This window comes from Christiangramia qingdaonensis, assembly GCF_048381525.1.
GTDB lineage: Bacteria > Bacteroidota > Bacteroidia > Flavobacteriales > Flavobacteriaceae > Christiangramia.
Map to the genome: position 1 here is coordinate 151,088 of NZ_JBLWIM010000008.1, position 17,501 is coordinate 168,588.

Here is a 17,501-nt window from a genome sequence, read left to right on the forward strand (position 1 = left end):
GCTTAACCAAGCAAGAAATTTTTATCTCTAGTTAATTTTTTTCCCAAAATAGATTCCATTTTTTCAGAATCTATCCATGAAAGTTCTATTCCTCCAGAATTGTATACTCTAAGTCCGTTTGCATCAGCAAGAGTCTCTTTTATCATGTTGCGATCCCAGGATGTGTCTGCATCCAGATCTCTTACATGATACTTATAGTTAACCTGTTTAGTATTCTCTGTTGATAATATTACTTCACCAGGAAAACTTTTAATATATCTATATGGAACATTGTAGTGGTATTCTAAGAAATGCAGGTAAGTACTAATAAAATTTTCGACGTTTAAATTAATTACTATATGACCCATTTCATGAAGAAGATGCATTAAGGAATCATCTCCAAAAGCTGTTTCCTCTTTCAAATTGTACTTCGTAAAATATTTCTTGGTATCAATAACATTAAATACAGGATTATTTGTTCTGCATTCCCAATCATACATTTTCCTGATTTCTTCACTAAATCTACCTACTTCAGCTGGTGATTCCATTTTGTTATAGACACCGGTTTTAGTATAAGCATAAGTGAAAGTAGGAACCAGTATGGTTTTAGGGCTATACAAATCTTCAAAAAGGCTTATGATTTTTTTTGATAATATATCATATGACAAATCATTAGCAATACCTTTCAATCTTACGTGTAAGAATAAAATTTGATTCTTAGGAAGATCTATTTGTTTTATAAAATTTTCTAATTCTGCTTCAATCATTTTAGTTTTCTATGTCTTCTAATGATAATCGCGTTCCTTTGTCCAGGCTTTTCAATGCCTTTTTTCCCTGGATCTGAGAATAATATTTTGGATGAAGACCGAATCCCGGTCTTATAGATTTTACATTTTCCTTGGTGATTTTTTCACCTTCCTCAATATCTTCCACTATGTACAGAGATCTGGAAAAATCCCTGCCTTTCTTTTGCTTTTCAGTTAGCGAATAATCTACAACTCCTATAGCTTTTTCTGCATCGCGTACAGCATTCACCATTGCTGTAAATTCATTTTCATCCATAGAGAATGATGCATCAGGACCTCCTATTGATTTGTCCAGAATGAAGTGTTTTTCAATTATTTTGGCTCCAAAACAGGTAGCTACAACTGGAACTGTTCCTCCCATGGTATGATCTGATAACCCTGTAATTACTTCAAAGCGTTCAGCCAGATCTTTGACCATTATCATGTTTGCTTCATCTATGGGAGCTGGATAGCTGGATGTACACTTAAGAAGTGCAACATCTTTATTACCCATTCTATGGCAGGCATCTAAAGCAAGTTCAATATCTTCTTTACCGGCAATTCCCGTAGAAATGATCACAGGTTTTCCTTTTGATGCTACTAATTCAATCAAAGGAATATCTGTAATTTCAAAAGATGCGATTTTATAAGCTGGTGCATTTAATTTTTCTAAAAGGTCTACAGCTGTAGCATCAAATGGAGACGAGAAACAAATTAAGCCTTCTTCTTCCGCAGCTTTAAATAATTTTTCGTGCCACTCCCATGGTGTGTATGCTTCCTTATACAAATCATGTAAATATTTACCATCCCATATAGTGCCTTGACTCAACAGGAAGTCTGGAGTCTTAGCATCGATAGTCATTGTATCTGCGGTATATGTTTGTAATTTAATAGCATCTGCACCCGTTCTTTTTGCGGCTTTAATTGTATCTAATGCCACCTCAAGGCTACCATTATGGTTTGCAGACAGTTCTGCTATGATAAAGACGGGTTGATCTTTACCTATTTCTCTATTTCCTATTTTCATTGGAGTGTCTTTTCAAATTTCAATTCTGATTCATTTTCGGAAATTTTTGTAAAGTTTAATTTCTCGAAGATTCTAATAGATGCGTAATTTTTTTTAAGAACATATCCATAGAATTTTTTTAAACCTGAATTCTCTATTTTATTTTTTTTTATTCCAAGATTTAATATTTCAGTACCAAGCCCTTTCCCATGATAAACCGGATCTATTAAGTAACTAATTTTAGCGGCTAAATAATTGGCATCATTACTAAACCTAATAACTCCTGCGGGCTTTTGATCTACTTCTAAAATGTAGGTAAATATGGAATTTGAATTCAAAGTCTTATCAAACCATTCCCTGTGATTATCTAATAAAAGCTTTTTTGAGTTAAATGAATTTGATCGAATGTCTGGATGATTACGCCAGCCGTACATCAGTTCCATATCGCTTGCATTCATGTTTCTCAAAACTTTTTTCAAAGTTGATAATATCTTTTCTGGTTAGAAGCAATTTTTTCTATTTCCTCATTAGAGAAATATTTTGGATTGAAACATCCCACCAAAATTCTATCTTCATTTTGACCATTATGAAGGTAAAAACCTTTTAAATTTCCTTCAACTAGCCATCCTGCCCTCGTATAGGCTTTAATAGATGGCACATTTGATTCATACATTCCACCAAATAGCTTTCGTATATCAAATTCTTCGAATGCAAGTTCGTTACCTACTTTTATAGCTTCAACAGCCAAACCTTTACCTAAATAATTTCTATCACCCAGCAAAATTACCAGATCGGAAATTCTATGATTAAAGTTTATTGGACCAAGCTTAATAGTTCCAATTAAAATGTCCTCGTCGTTAGTGAAAATTCCATAAGTATAAAGGTTTCCTTTTTCCTCACCACTCTTAATTGACTGAATCAAAGTTTCCTTAGTAATTGTTTTCTTGGAATTAGTATAGAATTCCATTAGCTCTTTATCTTCAAACCAGTCCATAACCCTGTCGGTTATATCATTGATTTCTATCTTTCTCAAATAAATTCTTTCTCCATTAAAGGTTTTCATAATTGGTTAAATTTAGAATGAATAATTACATCAATATACCTTTCTTCAAAATAACAATGTTCCTTCAAAACCGCCTCTTTAATAAAATCTGCCTTTTCCAGTACCTCATATATTTCAGTCCTCAGATCAAATGCAAATGTGTGAATTTTATGTAGATCTAATTGGTAAAATGCAACCTCTTCAATAAGATCTAAATATTTTTCCCAGTGTTTATAAAATTCTAATTGTTGTAAGTCTGTTTTCATAATAAAGGAAATTTCAGCATTCCTATCTATCCAATTAATATGAACCAAGCCTCCATAACCAATGCACTCGTTACCCCGCAGGTATGAAAATAAAATTTGATTTGGTTTATCTTCTTCAAAAATCCTAGCAATTACAGAATCAAAATAATTATCCTGCTTTTCTTTCGTTAAGGGTTCATTTTGGCGCAAGTGATACATTTGCTCATTACGCCATTTCATTATATTGTAGCGATCTTCCATTCTAATAGGAACTATAGAATATTCGTCACGGGAAAAAACTTCTTTACTAAGAAATTTATAAGAGTTCATACTTCATTTCTGCTAATTTCCAATCGGTTTCATTATCAATATCCTGAGCCTCCAACTCTGTAAGAAGGATACCTCCAGTATTATTTGTGAAAACAGTTTTATTTTCTAAAAACCTTTTGGTTTTAAAAAAATAGAACTGTCCTGAGTCGTGGTAGGAATTATCAAAATCCTGTGAACGTTTCGTTTCATTTTCAGGATAAAATAGTGTAATTTTGCTATCATTTAGCTTTAATGCACGCTGTATTGGATAGCTATATTCTAAGACTGGAAAAATAGCATCGAAGTCTTCACTATTTAATTTTTTATACGCCTGTTCCAGTTTTTCTTTTGTGGCAAATGGTGCTGTGGGATAAACACAGCAAATATTATCAAAGCTCTTTTCCTGGCTTTCGTATTGTTTTATTACCTCTAATAGTACGTCCACTGTGGTAGCAAAATCATCAGCATTCTTATTACTCCTAAAAAACGGAACAGTGGCTCCATAGTTCTTTGCAACATCCGCAATTTCCTGATCTTCTGTAGAAACCATAACTTCATCAAAAATGCCAGAATCAATAGCAGATTCGATAGAATAAGAAATAATGGGTTTACCCAAAAAGTTTTTAATATTCTTTCGTGGTATTCTTTTGCTGCCCCCTCTTGCCGGAATAATGCATAAATTTTTAGCCATTATAGAATTCCTTAATTTTTGCAATTACATAATCCTGTTCTGCCTCCTCTAAAGTAGGATACATCGGTAAACTAATGCAATGCCTGTAATAATTTTCTGCAATAGGCAAATCTCCTTCCTGATATCCTAAACCACGATAATAAGGCATTAAATGACAAGGTATATAATGAATCTGGGCAAAGATCTTATGCTCACGTAAATAATCATAAAGGCCTAGTCTATTTTCCACCTCTAGAATATACAGGTGATAAGCATGCCCCTCGATTACTCCAGATTGTCCTTTTACAAAATCATTATTGCTAAACGCTTTGTAATATTTTTCAGCTATTTCCCTTCTTTTTTCAAGACCTTCATCTGCTCTTTTCAATTGACTACTTCCTAAAGCTGCCTGAAAATCAGTTAGCCGGTAATTATAACCGAGCTCTTGCATCTCCATATACCATCCTGGATATTCTTCGTTACCACCCGCAAAGCCAATAGTATTCTTATACCTTGAATTATCTTTAACGATTCCGTGTGTTCTAATTCCTAATAGTCGTTCATAAAGTTCTTTATCATTGGTAGTAATCATACCGCCTTCACCGCTAGCAATATGCTTAACCGGGTGAAAAGAAAAAATTGCAAGATCTGCAAATTGCCCATTTCCACATAACTGTTTTTGATTTTTCGAATCTATAAAATGTCCGCCAGGTGCATGGCAGGAATCCTCTATAATCCATAAACCATATTCATTAGCAAGCTCTCTAAATTCTTCAAGATTCACTGCTCTACCAGCAAAGTCTACCGGAATCAAACCTTTATAAGTTCCTTTAGGGGATGAATCCAAAAGTTTTCTAACTTTATCAATATCCAAGAGATATGTGTCTGGATCAATGTCTGAAAAAACAACTTCTCCTCCAGCATAACGAACGCAGTTTGCCGAGGCTGCGAATGTAATTGGGGTAGTAATTACTTTATCCCCGGGCTTCACATCCAGAGCTAAAGCACAGAGGTGAAGTGCTGCCGTTCCATTGGAAACAGCAACTGCATATTTGCTGTTTACATAGTTTGCGAATTCTTCTTCAAATTCATTAATTCTCGGACCCTGAGTTAAGTAATCTGATTTTAAAGCTTCTACTACAGCTTCAATATCATCTTCCGTAATATGTTGACGCCCGTAAGGAATTGCGTTATTCATAATTATACTTTAAAAGTTGAATCTACATGCTTTTTGATTAATACTCTCAAATCTTCTACAGATTCCCATTCTTCATTTTCACCAGAATTATATTGAAAACCTGGGGTTACTTTTTTAGCATTGAATTTATCAATAAAATCATCTAATTTCCATTTATGCGTTGCTGGTAGAATAGTATAATATTTCCCAAGATCGTAGGTATAGTAAGAATCTGAATCTGTGATCATCTCTTCATGAATCTTTTCTCCAGGCCTTATACCAACTACTGGTTTTTCACATTCAGGTCCTATTGCCTCAGCTACATCTGTAATCTTATAAGATGGAATTTTCGGTACGAAAATTTCTCCACCCCAAGCATTTTCCAAAGCATGCATTACCATATCGACACCACCTTGCAATGAAATATTAAATCTTGTCATCTCAGGATCGGTGATAGGAAGGACCCCATCATTTTTCTTTTTCAGGAAAAATGGAATTACAGAACCGTTCGACCCCATGACATTGCCGTATCGCACTACGGAAAATTTAATTGGATTTACTCCGGTAATGTTATTTGCCGCCACAAACAACTTGTCTGAAGCTAATTTAGTAGCTCCATAAAGATTTATTGGCGCAGCCGCTTTATCTGTCGATAAAGCTACCACACGGGTAATTTCAGCATCCAAACATGCATTAATAATATTTTCAGCGCCCATGATATTGGTCTTAACGCATTCCATAGGATTGTATTCCGCAATAGGGACATGTTTCATCGCTGCAGCATGGATTACATAGTTGATACCTTTAAAAGCGCGTTTTAGACGGGCTTCATCTCTAACATCCCCAATAAAAAATCGTATTTGAGGATATTTATCAGAAGGGTATTCCTGAGCCATCTCGAACTGCTTTTGTTCATCTCGGGAAAAGATTACCAGCCTTTTAATCTCCGGGTATTTTTCCAGAATATGCTTTGTAAGCGCCTTTCCTAAAGAACCTGTACCACCTGTAATTAATAAATTTTTATTCGCTAACATAATATTACTTAAATTTTGATCTTATAATTTTCTCTAAACTTTTTGCTACCTGTACATCATTTTCATCAACATCATACTCTTTATAATAGGAAGGATAGTTCTCATTCAATGTAACTCCAGGTGCTAGTTTATCTGTAAGTTCGTTGAACTTGACTTGCAGATTTTCGAAGTTTACCTCTTTTGAAGATATTTCTTCTAAATTTAACTCCGGCGAAAATGTATATACTCCAGGTAAGGTTTTATACCAAGCACCCCATCCAAAAATGATAACTGGCTTTCCTCCTGTTATAGCTTCCCAACCAACCGTCCCAGCGATGGTCGCGCAAATTTTAGAGTTCTTAATTAGATCATAAGTGTTGTAAGTTGGAGAAACAATTTCTAAATTTTGAATCCTTTCTAATCTTCTGAAAAATTCGGGATTTCTCATGAAGTAAGATTGCTTAGGATTTTCTTTTACATATATTTTCCAACCGTGAGGTAAAATTGAAGATAAATGCTCTAATGCTAGGGCCTGATCTGAATATTTTCCTCCATACGAGGAAGTTGTTTTCTCTGGCTGAAGATGCAGAGCGAAGTAAATAAAGGGATTTTCCAGATCTACTTCACTAGTTAAGCTTTTTCGATTTAACTCATAATCTTTCTTTAGGCTATAACGATAATATGCCTGGCTTCTATACTCCGGCTTCAGCAAATCTTTCGCCAATTGAAAGCCTGGAACATATTTAGTCAGTTCGTTATTTAGAGTAGATACACTTCTGATATTAGAAAATTTGAAACCATCTCTTCTATTAATCTTCATGTATGGGAGATCTTTCTCAAATTTGTTTTCTATTTCATAATTGGGTTGAGGCCCGAAAAGCTTCTCAGTTGTTTCAAAACTTCCAAAATCCTTAAATTCCCAGTAATGAAAAAATCTATTAGGAAATGTCGTTTGGGCTAAATACAAAGTTTTGATATCCATTTCAGGTGCCAGAATATGGGGGACATAATCATATCCAGCATGCGGAGAATTATTTTGAATCAATAAATCTATTTCATTTTTTACAAATAAATCATAGTAATAATTTATCATCAAATTAAAATGATCTAAATATTGATGAAAATTAAATTCATTGTAATTCGAAGAATTATGTAAGTTAACTCTGGAATACATATCTATGAAAGTGGGCAAATGTTCGTATAGCTTATCATAGATTTCAATAGGAACGTGTTGGTAATTTCCCTCCAGTCCATTTTGACCAAGGTTCAAAAATTTCTGCTTACTTGAAGTTACAGTTTTTTGAACTACAGCTTTGTCGACTAAATTCCTTTCTCGAAGATACTTAATTAAATACTTCTCCCACTGGTCATGAGGAGTGTTAAGAATATATAGATTTAATGGTTTGTTCATGAGATCTTTAGGGGATTCTATTAGATTTAACTTCAGTTCTTTCTGTATTTCTGTTCTACAAAATTCAGTCTATCCATTAAGTTATCTACTTTAGAATTGAACAGGCTATCACTACTAAGTTGAGGATCTGATTTTTTTGCTTTTTCAAATCCTTCAATTACCCGTTTCTTTAAGAATACATGTTCATATCCAGCACGTATAGAAGCAATTGCACCATAAACTGGATTCAAAATATTAACCGGTCCTTTTCTTTGTAAAAAAGCCTTAACTACTTCAGGACTATATAAACCAGCCAAAGGAATTGGGTCAAAATTCATATTTAATGAGGTAGTCCAATCCCTCCATTTAAAATCACTTATTGAAGAATACGATTTCACAGAAATCCATGGTACTCTAAGGGTATCTGCAACAATTGCAAAATGCATAGCTTCAGCAATTACACATTTGGATTTTAAAATTTCATCCATAATGAAATGTGGATTAGCGGTAGGACTAACATAATGTATACCTGCTTCGTCACATAGTTGTTTCCATGGATATCGGAGTTCGCTTTCCCAATGTGGCATAAAAGAAAAATCATATATTTTATCCACCTTCTCAAAATCAAATTCTCTTAATAGAAGTGCTCCATCTACAATACCCAATTTTTGATCAATTTTAAGAGCTTTTGCAGATAATGGGCCCCTAACACTTATAATATCATATGATGAATCAAGTTTCGGAAGATTCCCGTATGCAAAACCACTACTGAATATAATCTTTTTATTTGCTTTCTTAACCATTGGTAATCCCAAAATGGAGCCAATTCCGAAAAAATCTCGTGCTGGATCTTCATCAAAAAAACCTGGTAATAATTTATTAAATATTATGGGATTTAATGCATCCCCAAAATTAGGCTTTGTATAATATTTTAGTCTCATAATTTTATTTTGATATGACGATCAAAGTCATTTATATCTCCTCATCAATTCAAAAAAAACCGATAATATTATATTTCAGGAATAGTCTTGATTTAATAAGAATTAATAGTTTAAATTTTTAATTATAATATGATTTATACCAAGCAATAAAGTTTGATACCCCAGTTTCTATTTGCGTTGAAGGATTATAACCATAATTCTCCTTAAGTTTGGATACATCTGCCCATGTTCGCTCTACGTCACCCGGTTGCATTGCCATCATTTCTTTTTTTGCAGAAACCCCTGTACTCTTTTCAATTTCAGTAATAAAATCTAAAAGCCTCACTGGTTTGCTATTTCCAATATTATAAAGTGCTGAATTTATAGATCCGTCTGAATCCGCTTCAATTACTTTCTGTATGCCAGCTACGATATCATCAATATATGTAAAGTCTCTTTCAAGATTACCTTGATTAAAAACTTTAATAGGTTTACCTTTTAATATTGCATCTGTAAATAAAAACATAGCCATATCTGGTCTTCCCCAGGGACCATAAACTGTAAAAAATCGTAGACCGGTAGTCTTAAAGCCATAAAGATGACTGTATGTATAGGCCATTAATTCATTGCTCTTCTTAGTGGCCGCATACAAACTTATTGGTTGATCCACATTATCGTCTTCCGCGAATGGTATCTTGTCATTTTGCCCATATACGCTGGAACTACTTGCGTAAACCAAATGTTTAACCTCATGATGTCTACAGCATTCCAAAAGATTTGCAAACCCTACTAAATTACTATCAATGTAAGCCTGCGGATTTTCAATACTATACCTTACCCCGGCCTGAGCGGCAAGATTACATACAACTGATATTTCACAATTTTCAAATAAACCTGAAAGGTTTTCTCTGTCTTCCAGATTCAATTTTATAAATTGAAAATTTTTGAAAATTTTACTACTACATTTATTATTATAGTTGGTTGACTCTTCTTCGGAGATTCCTAATTCCTTTAATCTTGCAAATTTTAGTTGTGGATCATAATAATCATTAATATTGTCCACACCTATAACAGTATGTCCGGCTTCAACCAATATTTTGGATAAATGAAAACCTATAAATCCGGCAGCTCCAGTAACTAGTATATTCATATTAACTTCCTATTGCATAAAACTCAAAACCAATCTCTTCTTTTTCTTTCCTATTCAACAGTTTTCTTCCATCAAATAAAAATGCTGGTTTCAGCATATTATCGTATATTTTCTGCCAGTCGTAATTCTGAAACTCATCCCATTCAGTGAGTACAGCGACTGCATGAGCATTACTGCAAACCTCATAAGGATCTTGCAAAACAGTTACTCTAGCCCTATTTTCCTCAGTGGATCTAGTTCCCAAATATTCTAAGTCTGAAAATATTTGTTCTTCAGTCACCTTGGGATCATATATTACAATGTCTGCCTGTTCGTTTAAAAGGTAATCTGCAACGTAAATGGCTGCTGACTCTCGGGTATCATTAGTATCCTTTTTAAATGCCCATCCCATTAGCGCTATTTTTTTACCAGATACTGTATTGAATAAGGTTTGTACAATTTTGGCTGCAAAGCGCTTTTTCTGATGATCATTCATAATAATAACCTGATGCCAATAATCGGCTACCTCATCCAAACCGAAAGATTTGGCGATATATACGAGATTCAAAATATCTTTTTGAAAACAACTCCCCCCAAATCCAACAGAAGATTTCAAAAATTTTGCTCCAATCCTGGAATCCATTCCAACAGCACGAGATACTTCATCTACATCTGCACCGGTCTTTTCACAAAGCTCACTCATTGCATTTATACTGGATACTCTTTGAGCTAAAAATGCATTAGCAGTAAGTTTCGATAATTCTGAAGACCATACATTAGTAGTTAATATTTGCTCCTGAGGAACCCAATGTGCATAAATATTTACAAGCGCCTGTATTGCTTCTTTACCTTCTGCAGTATCCAAATCTCCTCCTATTAAAACACGATCTGGATCCATTAGATCCTCTATAGCTGTACCTTCAGCAAGGAATTCCGGATTGGAGAGAATCTGGTAATTTACACCATTTCCAGTGTGGTCTAAAATGTTTTTCAATGCCTGAGCAGTTCTAACTGGTAGTGTAGATTTTTCAACTACAATTTTATCATCTTTAGCAACTCGGGCGATCTGGCGTGCACATAATTCAATAAACTTAAGGTCGGCCGCCATTCCTTTTCCCATTCCGTAGGTCTTGGTTGGCGTATTTACAGAGATAAAGATCATATCTGCCTCATCTATAGCTTTATCAACGTCTGTTGAAAAGAATAGATTACGGCCTCGTGCTTCCTCAACTACTTTAGAAAGTCCAGGCTCATATATTGGAATATTCTCCACATCCTTATCATTCCAGGCCGCAATTCGTTGTTCATTAATATCTACTACTGTTACATTAATTTCAGGACATTTCTGAGCTATTACAGCCATCGTTGGACCTCCAACGTATCCAGCACCAATGCAACAAATATTCTTAATTTTCATATCTCTATTATAATTTGCGATCACATCTATCGCCTAAAATTCCTTTTACATCATATATTACTGCACCAGACCTTTTATAATCGTTTAAGTCCATTTCCAGAAATTGATTATGGGCAACAGCCAGCACAATTGAATCAAACTTTTCTTCAGGCACTATGTTCGTGGTAGTAATATTATATTCCTTTTTTACTTCAGAAGGATTAGCTATAGGGTCGTAAATAGTTATATGTACGCCATAGTCCTTTAAACTCTTCACAACATCTACTACCTTAGTATTTCTAACGTCTGGACAGTTTTCCTTAAAAGTAAAACCAAGAACTAAAATTGTAGCACCTTTAATTTTCAAATCATTTTGCAACATTAACTTGATAACTTCTGAAGCAACATACTGCCCCATAGAATCATTCATTCTTCTGCCTGCTAAAATAATTTCTGGATGATAACCTAATTCCTGAGCTTTCTGAGCGAGGTAATAGGGATCCACCCCAATACAATGGCCACCTACAAGTCCTGGTTTGAAAGGAAGAAAGTTCCATTTGGTTCCAGCTGCCTCCAGAACGTCTTGAGTATTGATATCTAACAAATTAAAAATTTTTGCCAGTTCGTTTATAAACGCAATATTAATGTCACGCTGAGAATTCTCAATAACCTTTGCAGCTTCTGCAACTTTAATTGTTGGAGCCAAATGAGTTCCAGCGGTAATTACACTGCCATAGAGTTCATTAACTCTTATTCCAACCTCATTGGTTGAGCCAGCGGTCACTTTTAAGATTTTATCTACAGTATGTTCTTTATCTCCTGGATTAATTCTTTCTGGCGAATATCCTACAAAAAAATCTTCATTATATTTTAATCCACTAATTCGCTGTAGTACAGGTACACATTCATCTTCTGTCACACCAGGATACACTGTAGATTCATAAACGACTATATCTCCAACATCTATAACCTGTGCAACTGTTTCACTAGCTTTATACAAAGAAGTTAGATCGGGCCGGTTATTTTTGTCAACCGGAGTGGGCACTGTAACAATATAAATATTACAGTCTTTGATATCATTTTTATCTGATGAACAATAAAGACCTTTTCTGAGATCATTAGTAGATTTTAGACTTGCCTGAAGGACTTTATTATCAACTTCAAGTGTGGAATCTACGCCGGATTTTAATTCCGCTATCCGGGAATTATTTATATCAAAACCAACCACTGAGTATTTGGAAGAGAAGAGTCTGGCTAGCGGTAAACCCACGTATCCCAGACCAATAACCGCTATTTTGTTGTTTATTTTCAATCTAAAATTTGAACTTGCAAAGTTACTATTCTATTTATTGACGATGTTAATTCCTAGTTAAAGCTTTAAATAAAAATCCTTACCTACTAATTCTAATGCATCTGTATTTAAGTTTTCAATAGGAAACGGCGATAGTATATTTATATCCTTAAAATCTTCAGCTGTAAGAAAATGAAAATATGAATAACCAATTTCTTCTTTCAATGGATTCTTATAATTATTCAGACAGTACAGATACCTGATATCACCGTTCAAGAAGATTCTAGTATTCTTCGGTATAACTTTTTCGGCTGTTTCGGCTGTTTCTATTTGATGAGAATAAACGTGTTTATACCTTAAAATTCTAAAATTTGAAAGTAAAGCTAACGTAATACTACTAGCCAGTAAAGATTTAAAAAATAAGGAAGAACTGCTTTTCCAATTCAAGGCATATAGCATAAAAATGTAAGGAAATGCAAGAATTACATAGTGTTGAAACGCCTGAAAGAAAGTAAGCATAAGATGTATAAGTGCCCCAATTAACCAAGGAAGATTCTGTTTAAGAAATAACTTCTTATTAAGTAATACAACCGCTGGTAATAATAATATGAAAAAAACTTTTGCTCCTAAAAACCAAGTGATAAAATCCGGGGATCTTAGCAATGCATATTGTGCATAGTCATACCCGCTTAGCTGTTTTAGAATAGTGATTAGCGCAACATTTTCTAGGACTACGAAATAAAACAAAAATATGATTATACTACAAACTGCCCCGAAACTTAATGATAACAGTTTATTGAAAATTTCATCTTTAGAAAATAAAATAAGAAGGAAAAATGGGATGAAATTTAATATACCATATTGTTTGAAAAGGAAGGATAAACCAAGAAAGAATCCTGTTAGAAAAATATGTTTTCCGAAATAAAAATATAAGGCACTTATAATTGTTAGAAACAAATAAACTTCCAAATTTATATAAGTTCCGTCTGCACTCAAAATGGCTAAGCCTGAAATTACGGATATCAATGCTGAATTTAATTTTGAGAATTTAAAATACTTAACAACCAGTTTAAATAGAAGTAATTGCGAGAGCAACATGATAAAAAACTGAAATCCTAAAAATATTTTATAATTAAACTGATCAATAGCTAAATAAACCAGAGCGTTCAGATACATCATTAAAGGTGTGTATGATAAATAAACATCCTTGTACGGAATGGAACCAAAAGCTATATCCCTGGAAACAGAAAGATAATACGGTGCATCCAGACTTATATGTGAATAGTATATTGCTAAGAATATAGTTACCACAAAGATTAATGAAGTTGTAAAGACGCTTAATTGCAATTTATTGGACATTAAGTAACTTTTAAGTCAACAAACTAGATAGGATTTTAGTGGCGTTGCTAATTGTATAATTAAATTCATCATCTGTCATACCCGTAAAAATAGGCATTCTAACTATTCTTCCAGCTAAATCTTCAGTAATAGGTAAATCCTCAGTTTTATAACCCAGATTTGTCCCCATGGAAGATGAATGCAAAGGCACATATCCAATATGAGCAGCTATATCGCTAAGATCCATTTTTTCAATAAAGCGATCTCGAATATTTCTTGTTGGCAAAATCAAATAAAAAATATGACCGTTGGAAGATTTATTTTCATCTTGTTGACAAACTAATAATTGCTGAGCAAACTTTAGATTTGCTACCCAATCGTAATATTTATTCACTAATTCCTGTCGCTTTTTCTTTATTTCATCTTCCGCCTGTAACTGCGATAATAGCATCGCAGCAAGTATATCCGCGAGAAGGTAACTAGAGCCTTTATCCACCCAACTATACTTTTCCTGGAGTCCTTTTAACATTCTAGATCTATCGGTTCCTTTTTCCATTAAGAAAGATGCTCTTTCTCTTCTAAAGGCTTCGTTAACGACAAGGGCACCACCTTCTCCGCAAGTGAAGTTCTTAGTATCATGAAAACTATAACAGGATAAATGTGCCTGTCTACCGCTTATTTCATTTTTATAAAGCGAACCATAGGATTGTGCACAATCATGCATGACAGCTAATCCATAACTATTCGCAATAGCCATAATTTCGGCAATATCACATGGTACACCGGCATAATCAATAGGAATAATCATTTTTGTTTTGGAGGTAATTAAACTCTCGATTTTGCTCACATCTATATTCATATCTTTTGGATGAATCTCGCAAAATACTGGCTTTGCTCCAAAGATGAGTACTGCATTCGCTGTAGAAGTGAAAGTATATGACGGCATTATTACTTCGTCTCCAGGTCCTATTCCCAATAGCAATGCACCCATTTCTAAAGCTGCTGTGCAAGATGGAGTTAAAAATACACCTTCCAATCCATGCTTTTTAAACATCCATTCCTTAACCATCTTGGAATAATGGTGGTTACCTGAAAGTTTATTTGACTTAAGCGACTCACTTATATAAGCAAGTTCATTCCCTGTATGAAAAGGTTTATTAAAAGGGACGATCATAAAATTGTAGGATTATTTCTCCATAGATGATAAACGTAATGCTTCTCTTTGAATTCAACTCCCTGTCTGCGGTAAATTAGTTTCGCCTTTTTATTTTGATCTTGTGTTTCACTTTTAACGATCTCATAACCCTTAGAAATTAAAATACCTTCCATAGAACTCATAAGTGCAAAAGAAACACCTCTTCCTTCAAATTCAGGATCAACAGCCAACAAAGAGACATGAGGATTTTTACTCTCAGTAAGGATGGTCATAAATCCAATAATTCTTTTATCCAACCTATATACTAAAACTATATCTGCGAGTATACGTTTTACAGATTTTTCAATCCAGATTTGATATAGTTCTTTAGCTTTACCATGTGATATATTTTTATCCTTAAAAAAACGACTATGCAAACCCGCTGTGAATGCCAATCGCATTAAGTCCGGATCAACCTCCTCTTCATCATAAATTTCAACTTTAGGATGAATTTTAGCATCGCGATTTAATGTTTTTTGAATAGAAACTTTTTCATCTACTAATATTACATCGAAAAACTCATTTGATCTTAATTCCTCGACAAGCTCCTTTTTGGTAATATAATATATAAGTTTGAGGTCCGTTTCAGAATAAAAATTTTTTAGGTCATTTTCAGAGTCAATTTCCTGAATTAACTTGCCAACAGGAAATCCAAAAAACTCGCTATCCCACTCCAATTTATTAAATTCCAATCGCATTTATTATATTAATTCTTTTTCAATTATAAATAGTGGTCTATTTTTACTTTCAATAAAAATTCTAGAGACGTAAACCCCAATCAATGATGCGTTTAAGCTTAGAATGCTCATTAAAAAAATTAGTATCAAAACTAGATCTTTTACAGCTATCTGGAATGCAAGAAAGTACACTCCAACCAACAAAAACAAAATAAAGCTTATGGTTCCCAATCCTATTATTAAGAAAAGCCAAATAGGCCTATGAGAGTAATATATGATTGCATTTAATGCTCCTTTTATAAGGCCAAAGTTATTATAACTGGACTTACCAGTAAATCTTCTACCATGCTGCACTTCGATTGCTATTCTCTTGAAACCTACAACTTTAACAATAATAGGAAAAGGTCTAAAATTCTCTTTATACTGTAAAATCGCAGCTATTACTTGTTTATTATAAACACCAAAATTCCCAACCCCCGGTTCAAATTTAAGACCACTTATATAGGCAAAGGCTCTGTAAAATATTTTCGATGTTTGTCTTTTAAAAAGAGTATCCTTTCGAGTTAAGCGCTGGGCTAAGACTATATCATAACCTTTGATAGCTTTGTTTAATAAATTTGGAATTTCTTCCGGTCGATCCTGCAAATCACAATCCATTACTATTATCCATTCTCCGGTGCATCGTTCTAAACCTGCAGTAATAGCATTATGCTGTCCAAAATTGCGACTGAACTTTACAGCTTTCAATTTAAGATCTGTTGTATAGAACTCTAAAACCTTTTCCCATGTTTTATCTTTGCTACCATCATCAATAACTATAATCTCATAGTTCTCCAATGAATAGGATTGTAAGGTTCCAGAAAGCCGAGTAAATAACTCAACCAACAAGTCCTCTGATTGATATAATGGAATTACAATAGAAAGTTTTAAAATGCCAGTCAAGGAAAATAGTTATAAATTACCCCAATACCAATGAGCAGCCTCTTTCAGACCATCTTCAATTCCATGGGTGGGATTATAATTAAGTAATTTTTTAGCTTTCTCTACCGAGGCCAATGAATGTGGAATATCTCCAGGTCTATTGGGACCATGTTTAATTTTTACTTCAGCAATATCCGAATCGTATTCAGCTAAGTTTCGCTTTAATAAATGGGTTAATTCCTTTAAGTTTGTACGATCACCTACTGCAGTGTTATATACTTCGTTTAAAGCCTTTTCATTATCTGTAACCAAACAAAGAAGGTTCATCTGCACAACATTATCTATATAGGTGAAATCTCTGGAATAAGTTCCATCTCCGTTGATCACAGGACTTTCCTTTTTCATCAGCTGCATCACAAACTTCGGTATCACTGCCGCATATGCTCCATTAGGGTCCTGACGTCTTCCGAAGACATTGAAATAACGGAGTCCAATAGTATTTAGACCATATGCCTTATTAAATATATCAGCATAAAGCTCATTGACATATTTAGTGATAGCATAAGGAGAAAGAGGTTTACCAATTAAGTCCTCAACCTTTGGAAGGTTTTCCGAATCACCATAAGTGGATGAACTTGCAGCGTATACAAATCGTTTGATTCCATTATCACGAGATGCAACAAGCATATTCAAGAAACCTGACACATTAACATCGTTACTGGTTATAGGATCATTAATTGACCTGGGAACAGAACCCAAAGCGGCTTCATGAAGAACGAAATCCTGATTTTCAGTAGCATAAAGACAGGTTTTCAGGTTTCGAATATCCCCTTCAATGAATTTGAACCTAGTATTTTCTAAAAATGGCTCAATATTATGTTTATGACCTGTAGCTAAATTGTCAAGGCAGGTTACTTCAGCGCCAAGTTCTAAAAGCTTTTCGCAAAGATTAGATCCTATAAATCCTGCTCCTCCTGTTACCAATACTTTTGATAATTTCAATAAATCCTTCTGAGAA

General features: G+C 34.0%; 18 protein-coding genes. All 18 read right to left on the bottom strand.

What is annotated here, in order from left to right; all coding sequences use genetic code 11:
* Positions 1-2: 2 nt before the first annotated feature.
* The 18 genes from ACNI3T_RS01420 to ACNI3T_RS01505 all read right to left on the bottom strand — a co-directional run bounded on the left by ACNI3T_RS01420 (position 3) and on the right by ACNI3T_RS01505 (position 17,485).
* Positions 3-746 carry an AAC(3) family N-acetyltransferase gene (locus ACNI3T_RS01420; protein ID WP_418226311.1) on the bottom strand — a complete coding sequence of 248 codons (744 nt, stop codon included), beginning with the start codon at positions 744-746 and terminating at the stop codon, positions 3-5.
* A gap of 1 nt (position 747) precedes the next feature.
* Complete coding sequence (pseI, locus tag ACNI3T_RS01425; protein ID WP_418226312.1) at positions 748-1,791, bottom strand: pseudaminic acid synthase; 1,044 nt, start codon at positions 1,789-1,791, stop codon at positions 748-750.
* Positions 1,788-2,249 (bottom strand): GNAT family N-acetyltransferase, encoded by a 462-nt coding sequence (locus tag ACNI3T_RS01430; protein WP_418226313.1) that lies wholly within the window; start codon positions 2,247-2,249, stop codon positions 1,788-1,790. Before ACNI3T_RS01430 ends, pseI begins: the two co-directional genes overlap by 4 nt.
* Positions 2,246-2,833, bottom strand: coding sequence for a GNAT family N-acetyltransferase (locus ACNI3T_RS01435; protein WP_418226314.1), 588 nt, complete (start codon positions 2,831-2,833; stop codon positions 2,246-2,248). Before ACNI3T_RS01435 ends, ACNI3T_RS01430 begins: the two co-directional genes overlap by 4 nt.
* Positions 2,830-3,387: a GNAT family N-acetyltransferase gene (locus ACNI3T_RS01440; RefSeq protein ID WP_418226315.1), complete on the bottom strand. Its 558-nt coding sequence runs from the start codon at positions 3,385-3,387 to the stop codon at positions 2,830-2,832. Before ACNI3T_RS01440 ends, ACNI3T_RS01435 begins: the two co-directional genes overlap by 4 nt.
* Positions 3,374-4,057, bottom strand: coding sequence for a pseudaminic acid cytidylyltransferase (gene pseF / locus ACNI3T_RS01445; RefSeq protein ID WP_418226316.1), 684 nt, complete (start codon positions 4,055-4,057; stop codon positions 3,374-3,376). The genes ACNI3T_RS01440 and pseF overlap by 14 nt, the downstream gene beginning before the upstream one ends.
* A complete protein-coding gene (pseC, locus tag ACNI3T_RS01450) occupies positions 4,050-5,234 on the bottom strand; it encodes a UDP-4-amino-4,6-dideoxy-N-acetyl-beta-L-altrosamine transaminase (protein WP_418226317.1) in 1,185 nt (394 codons plus the stop codon). The genes pseF and pseC overlap by 8 nt, the downstream gene beginning before the upstream one ends.
* 2 nt (positions 5,235-5,236) lie before the next feature.
* Positions 5,237-6,247: a UDP-N-acetylglucosamine 4,6-dehydratase (inverting) gene (gene pseB, locus ACNI3T_RS01455; RefSeq protein WP_418226318.1), complete on the bottom strand. Its 1,011-nt coding sequence runs from the start codon at positions 6,245-6,247 to the stop codon at positions 5,237-5,239.
* A 4-nt stretch (positions 6,248-6,251) separates the two neighbouring features.
* Entirely contained in the window at positions 6,252-7,637 is a 1,386-nt protein-coding gene (locus ACNI3T_RS01460; RefSeq protein WP_418226319.1) for a capsular polysaccharide export protein, LipB/KpsS family, read from the bottom strand.
* 32 nt (positions 7,638-7,669) lie between these two features.
* On the bottom strand, positions 7,670-8,557 hold the full coding sequence (locus tag ACNI3T_RS01465; RefSeq protein ID WP_418226320.1) for a polysaccharide pyruvyl transferase family protein: 888 nt from the start codon (positions 8,555-8,557) through the stop codon (positions 7,670-7,672).
* A gap of 118 nt (positions 8,558-8,675) precedes the next feature.
* The gene (locus tag ACNI3T_RS01470) at positions 8,676-9,686 is read right to left on the bottom strand and encodes an NAD-dependent epimerase (protein WP_418226321.1); all 1,011 of its coding nucleotides are present in this window, start codon (positions 9,684-9,686) and stop codon (positions 8,676-8,678) included.
* Between the two features lies 1 nt (position 9,687).
* Entirely contained in the window at positions 9,688-11,082 is a 1,395-nt protein-coding gene (locus ACNI3T_RS01475) for a UDP-glucose 6-dehydrogenase (protein ID WP_418226322.1), read from the bottom strand.
* Between the two features lie 7 nt (positions 11,083-11,089).
* Positions 11,090-12,367 (bottom strand): nucleotide sugar dehydrogenase, encoded by a 1,278-nt coding sequence (locus tag ACNI3T_RS01480; protein WP_418226843.1) that lies wholly within the window; start codon positions 12,365-12,367, stop codon positions 11,090-11,092.
* Between the two features lie 63 nt (positions 12,368-12,430).
* On the bottom strand, positions 12,431-13,711 hold the full coding sequence (locus ACNI3T_RS01485; RefSeq protein WP_418226323.1) for a hypothetical protein: 1,281 nt from the start codon (positions 13,709-13,711) through the stop codon (positions 12,431-12,433).
* Positions 13,712-13,721: 10 nt separating this feature from the next.
* Complete coding sequence (gene rffA / locus ACNI3T_RS01490) at positions 13,722-14,864, bottom strand: dTDP-4-amino-4,6-dideoxygalactose transaminase (RefSeq protein ID WP_418226324.1); 1,143 nt, start codon at positions 14,862-14,864, stop codon at positions 13,722-13,724.
* On the bottom strand, positions 14,861-15,577 hold the full coding sequence (locus tag ACNI3T_RS01495) for a GNAT family N-acetyltransferase (RefSeq protein ID WP_418226325.1): 717 nt from the start codon (positions 15,575-15,577) through the stop codon (positions 14,861-14,863). Before ACNI3T_RS01495 ends, rffA begins: the two co-directional genes overlap by 4 nt.
* Before the next feature lie 9 nt (positions 15,578-15,586).
* On the bottom strand, positions 15,587-16,504 hold the full coding sequence (locus ACNI3T_RS01500; RefSeq protein ID WP_418226326.1) for a glycosyltransferase family 2 protein: 918 nt from the start codon (positions 16,502-16,504) through the stop codon (positions 15,587-15,589).
* 9 nt (positions 16,505-16,513) lie between these two features.
* Entirely contained in the window at positions 16,514-17,485 is a 972-nt protein-coding gene (locus ACNI3T_RS01505; protein WP_418226844.1) for an SDR family oxidoreductase, read from the bottom strand.
* Positions 17,486-17,501: the final 16 nt, after the last annotated feature.

Excerpts from the sequence above, each read along its gene's own strand:
- ACNI3T_RS01420 (WP_418226311.1), bottom strand. The coding sequence starts at position 746 with ATGATTGAAGCAGAATTAGAAAATTTTATAAAACAAATAGATCTTCCT.
- pseI (WP_418226312.1), bottom strand. The coding sequence starts at position 1,791 with ATGAAAATAGGAAATAGAGAAATAGGTAAAGATCAACCCGTCTTTATC.
- ACNI3T_RS01435 (WP_418226314.1), bottom strand. The coding sequence starts at position 2,833 with ATGAAAACCTTTAATGGAGAAAGAATTTATTTGAGAAAGATAGAAATC.
- ACNI3T_RS01440 (WP_418226315.1), bottom strand. The coding sequence starts at position 3,387 with ATGAACTCTTATAAATTTCTTAGTAAAGAAGTTTTTTCCCGTGACGAA.
- pseF (WP_418226316.1), bottom strand. The coding sequence starts at position 4,057 with ATGGCTAAAAATTTATGCATTATTCCGGCAAGAGGGGGCAGCAAAAGA.
- pseC (WP_418226317.1), bottom strand. The coding sequence starts at position 5,234 with ATGAATAACGCAATTCCTTACGGGCGTCAACATATTACGGAAGATGAT.
- pseB (WP_418226318.1), bottom strand. The coding sequence starts at position 6,247 with ATGTTAGCGAATAAAAATTTATTAATTACAGGTGGTACAGGTTCTTTA.
- ACNI3T_RS01460 (WP_418226319.1), bottom strand. The coding sequence starts at position 7,637 with ATGAACAAACCATTAAATCTATATATTCTTAACACTCCTCATGACCAG.
- ACNI3T_RS01465 (WP_418226320.1), bottom strand. The coding sequence starts at position 8,557 with ATGAGACTAAAATATTATACAAAGCCTAATTTTGGGGATGCATTAAAT.
- ACNI3T_RS01470 (WP_418226321.1), bottom strand. The coding sequence starts at position 9,686 with ATGAATATACTAGTTACTGGAGCTGCCGGATTTATAGGTTTTCATTTA.
- ACNI3T_RS01475 (WP_418226322.1), bottom strand. The coding sequence starts at position 11,082 with ATGAAAATTAAGAATATTTGTTGCATTGGTGCTGGATACGTTGGAGGT.
- ACNI3T_RS01485 (WP_418226323.1), bottom strand. The coding sequence starts at position 13,711 with ATGTCCAATAAATTGCAATTAAGCGTCTTTACAACTTCATTAATCTTT.
- rffA (WP_418226324.1), bottom strand. The coding sequence starts at position 14,864 with ATGATCGTCCCTTTTAATAAACCTTTTCATACAGGGAATGAACTTGCT.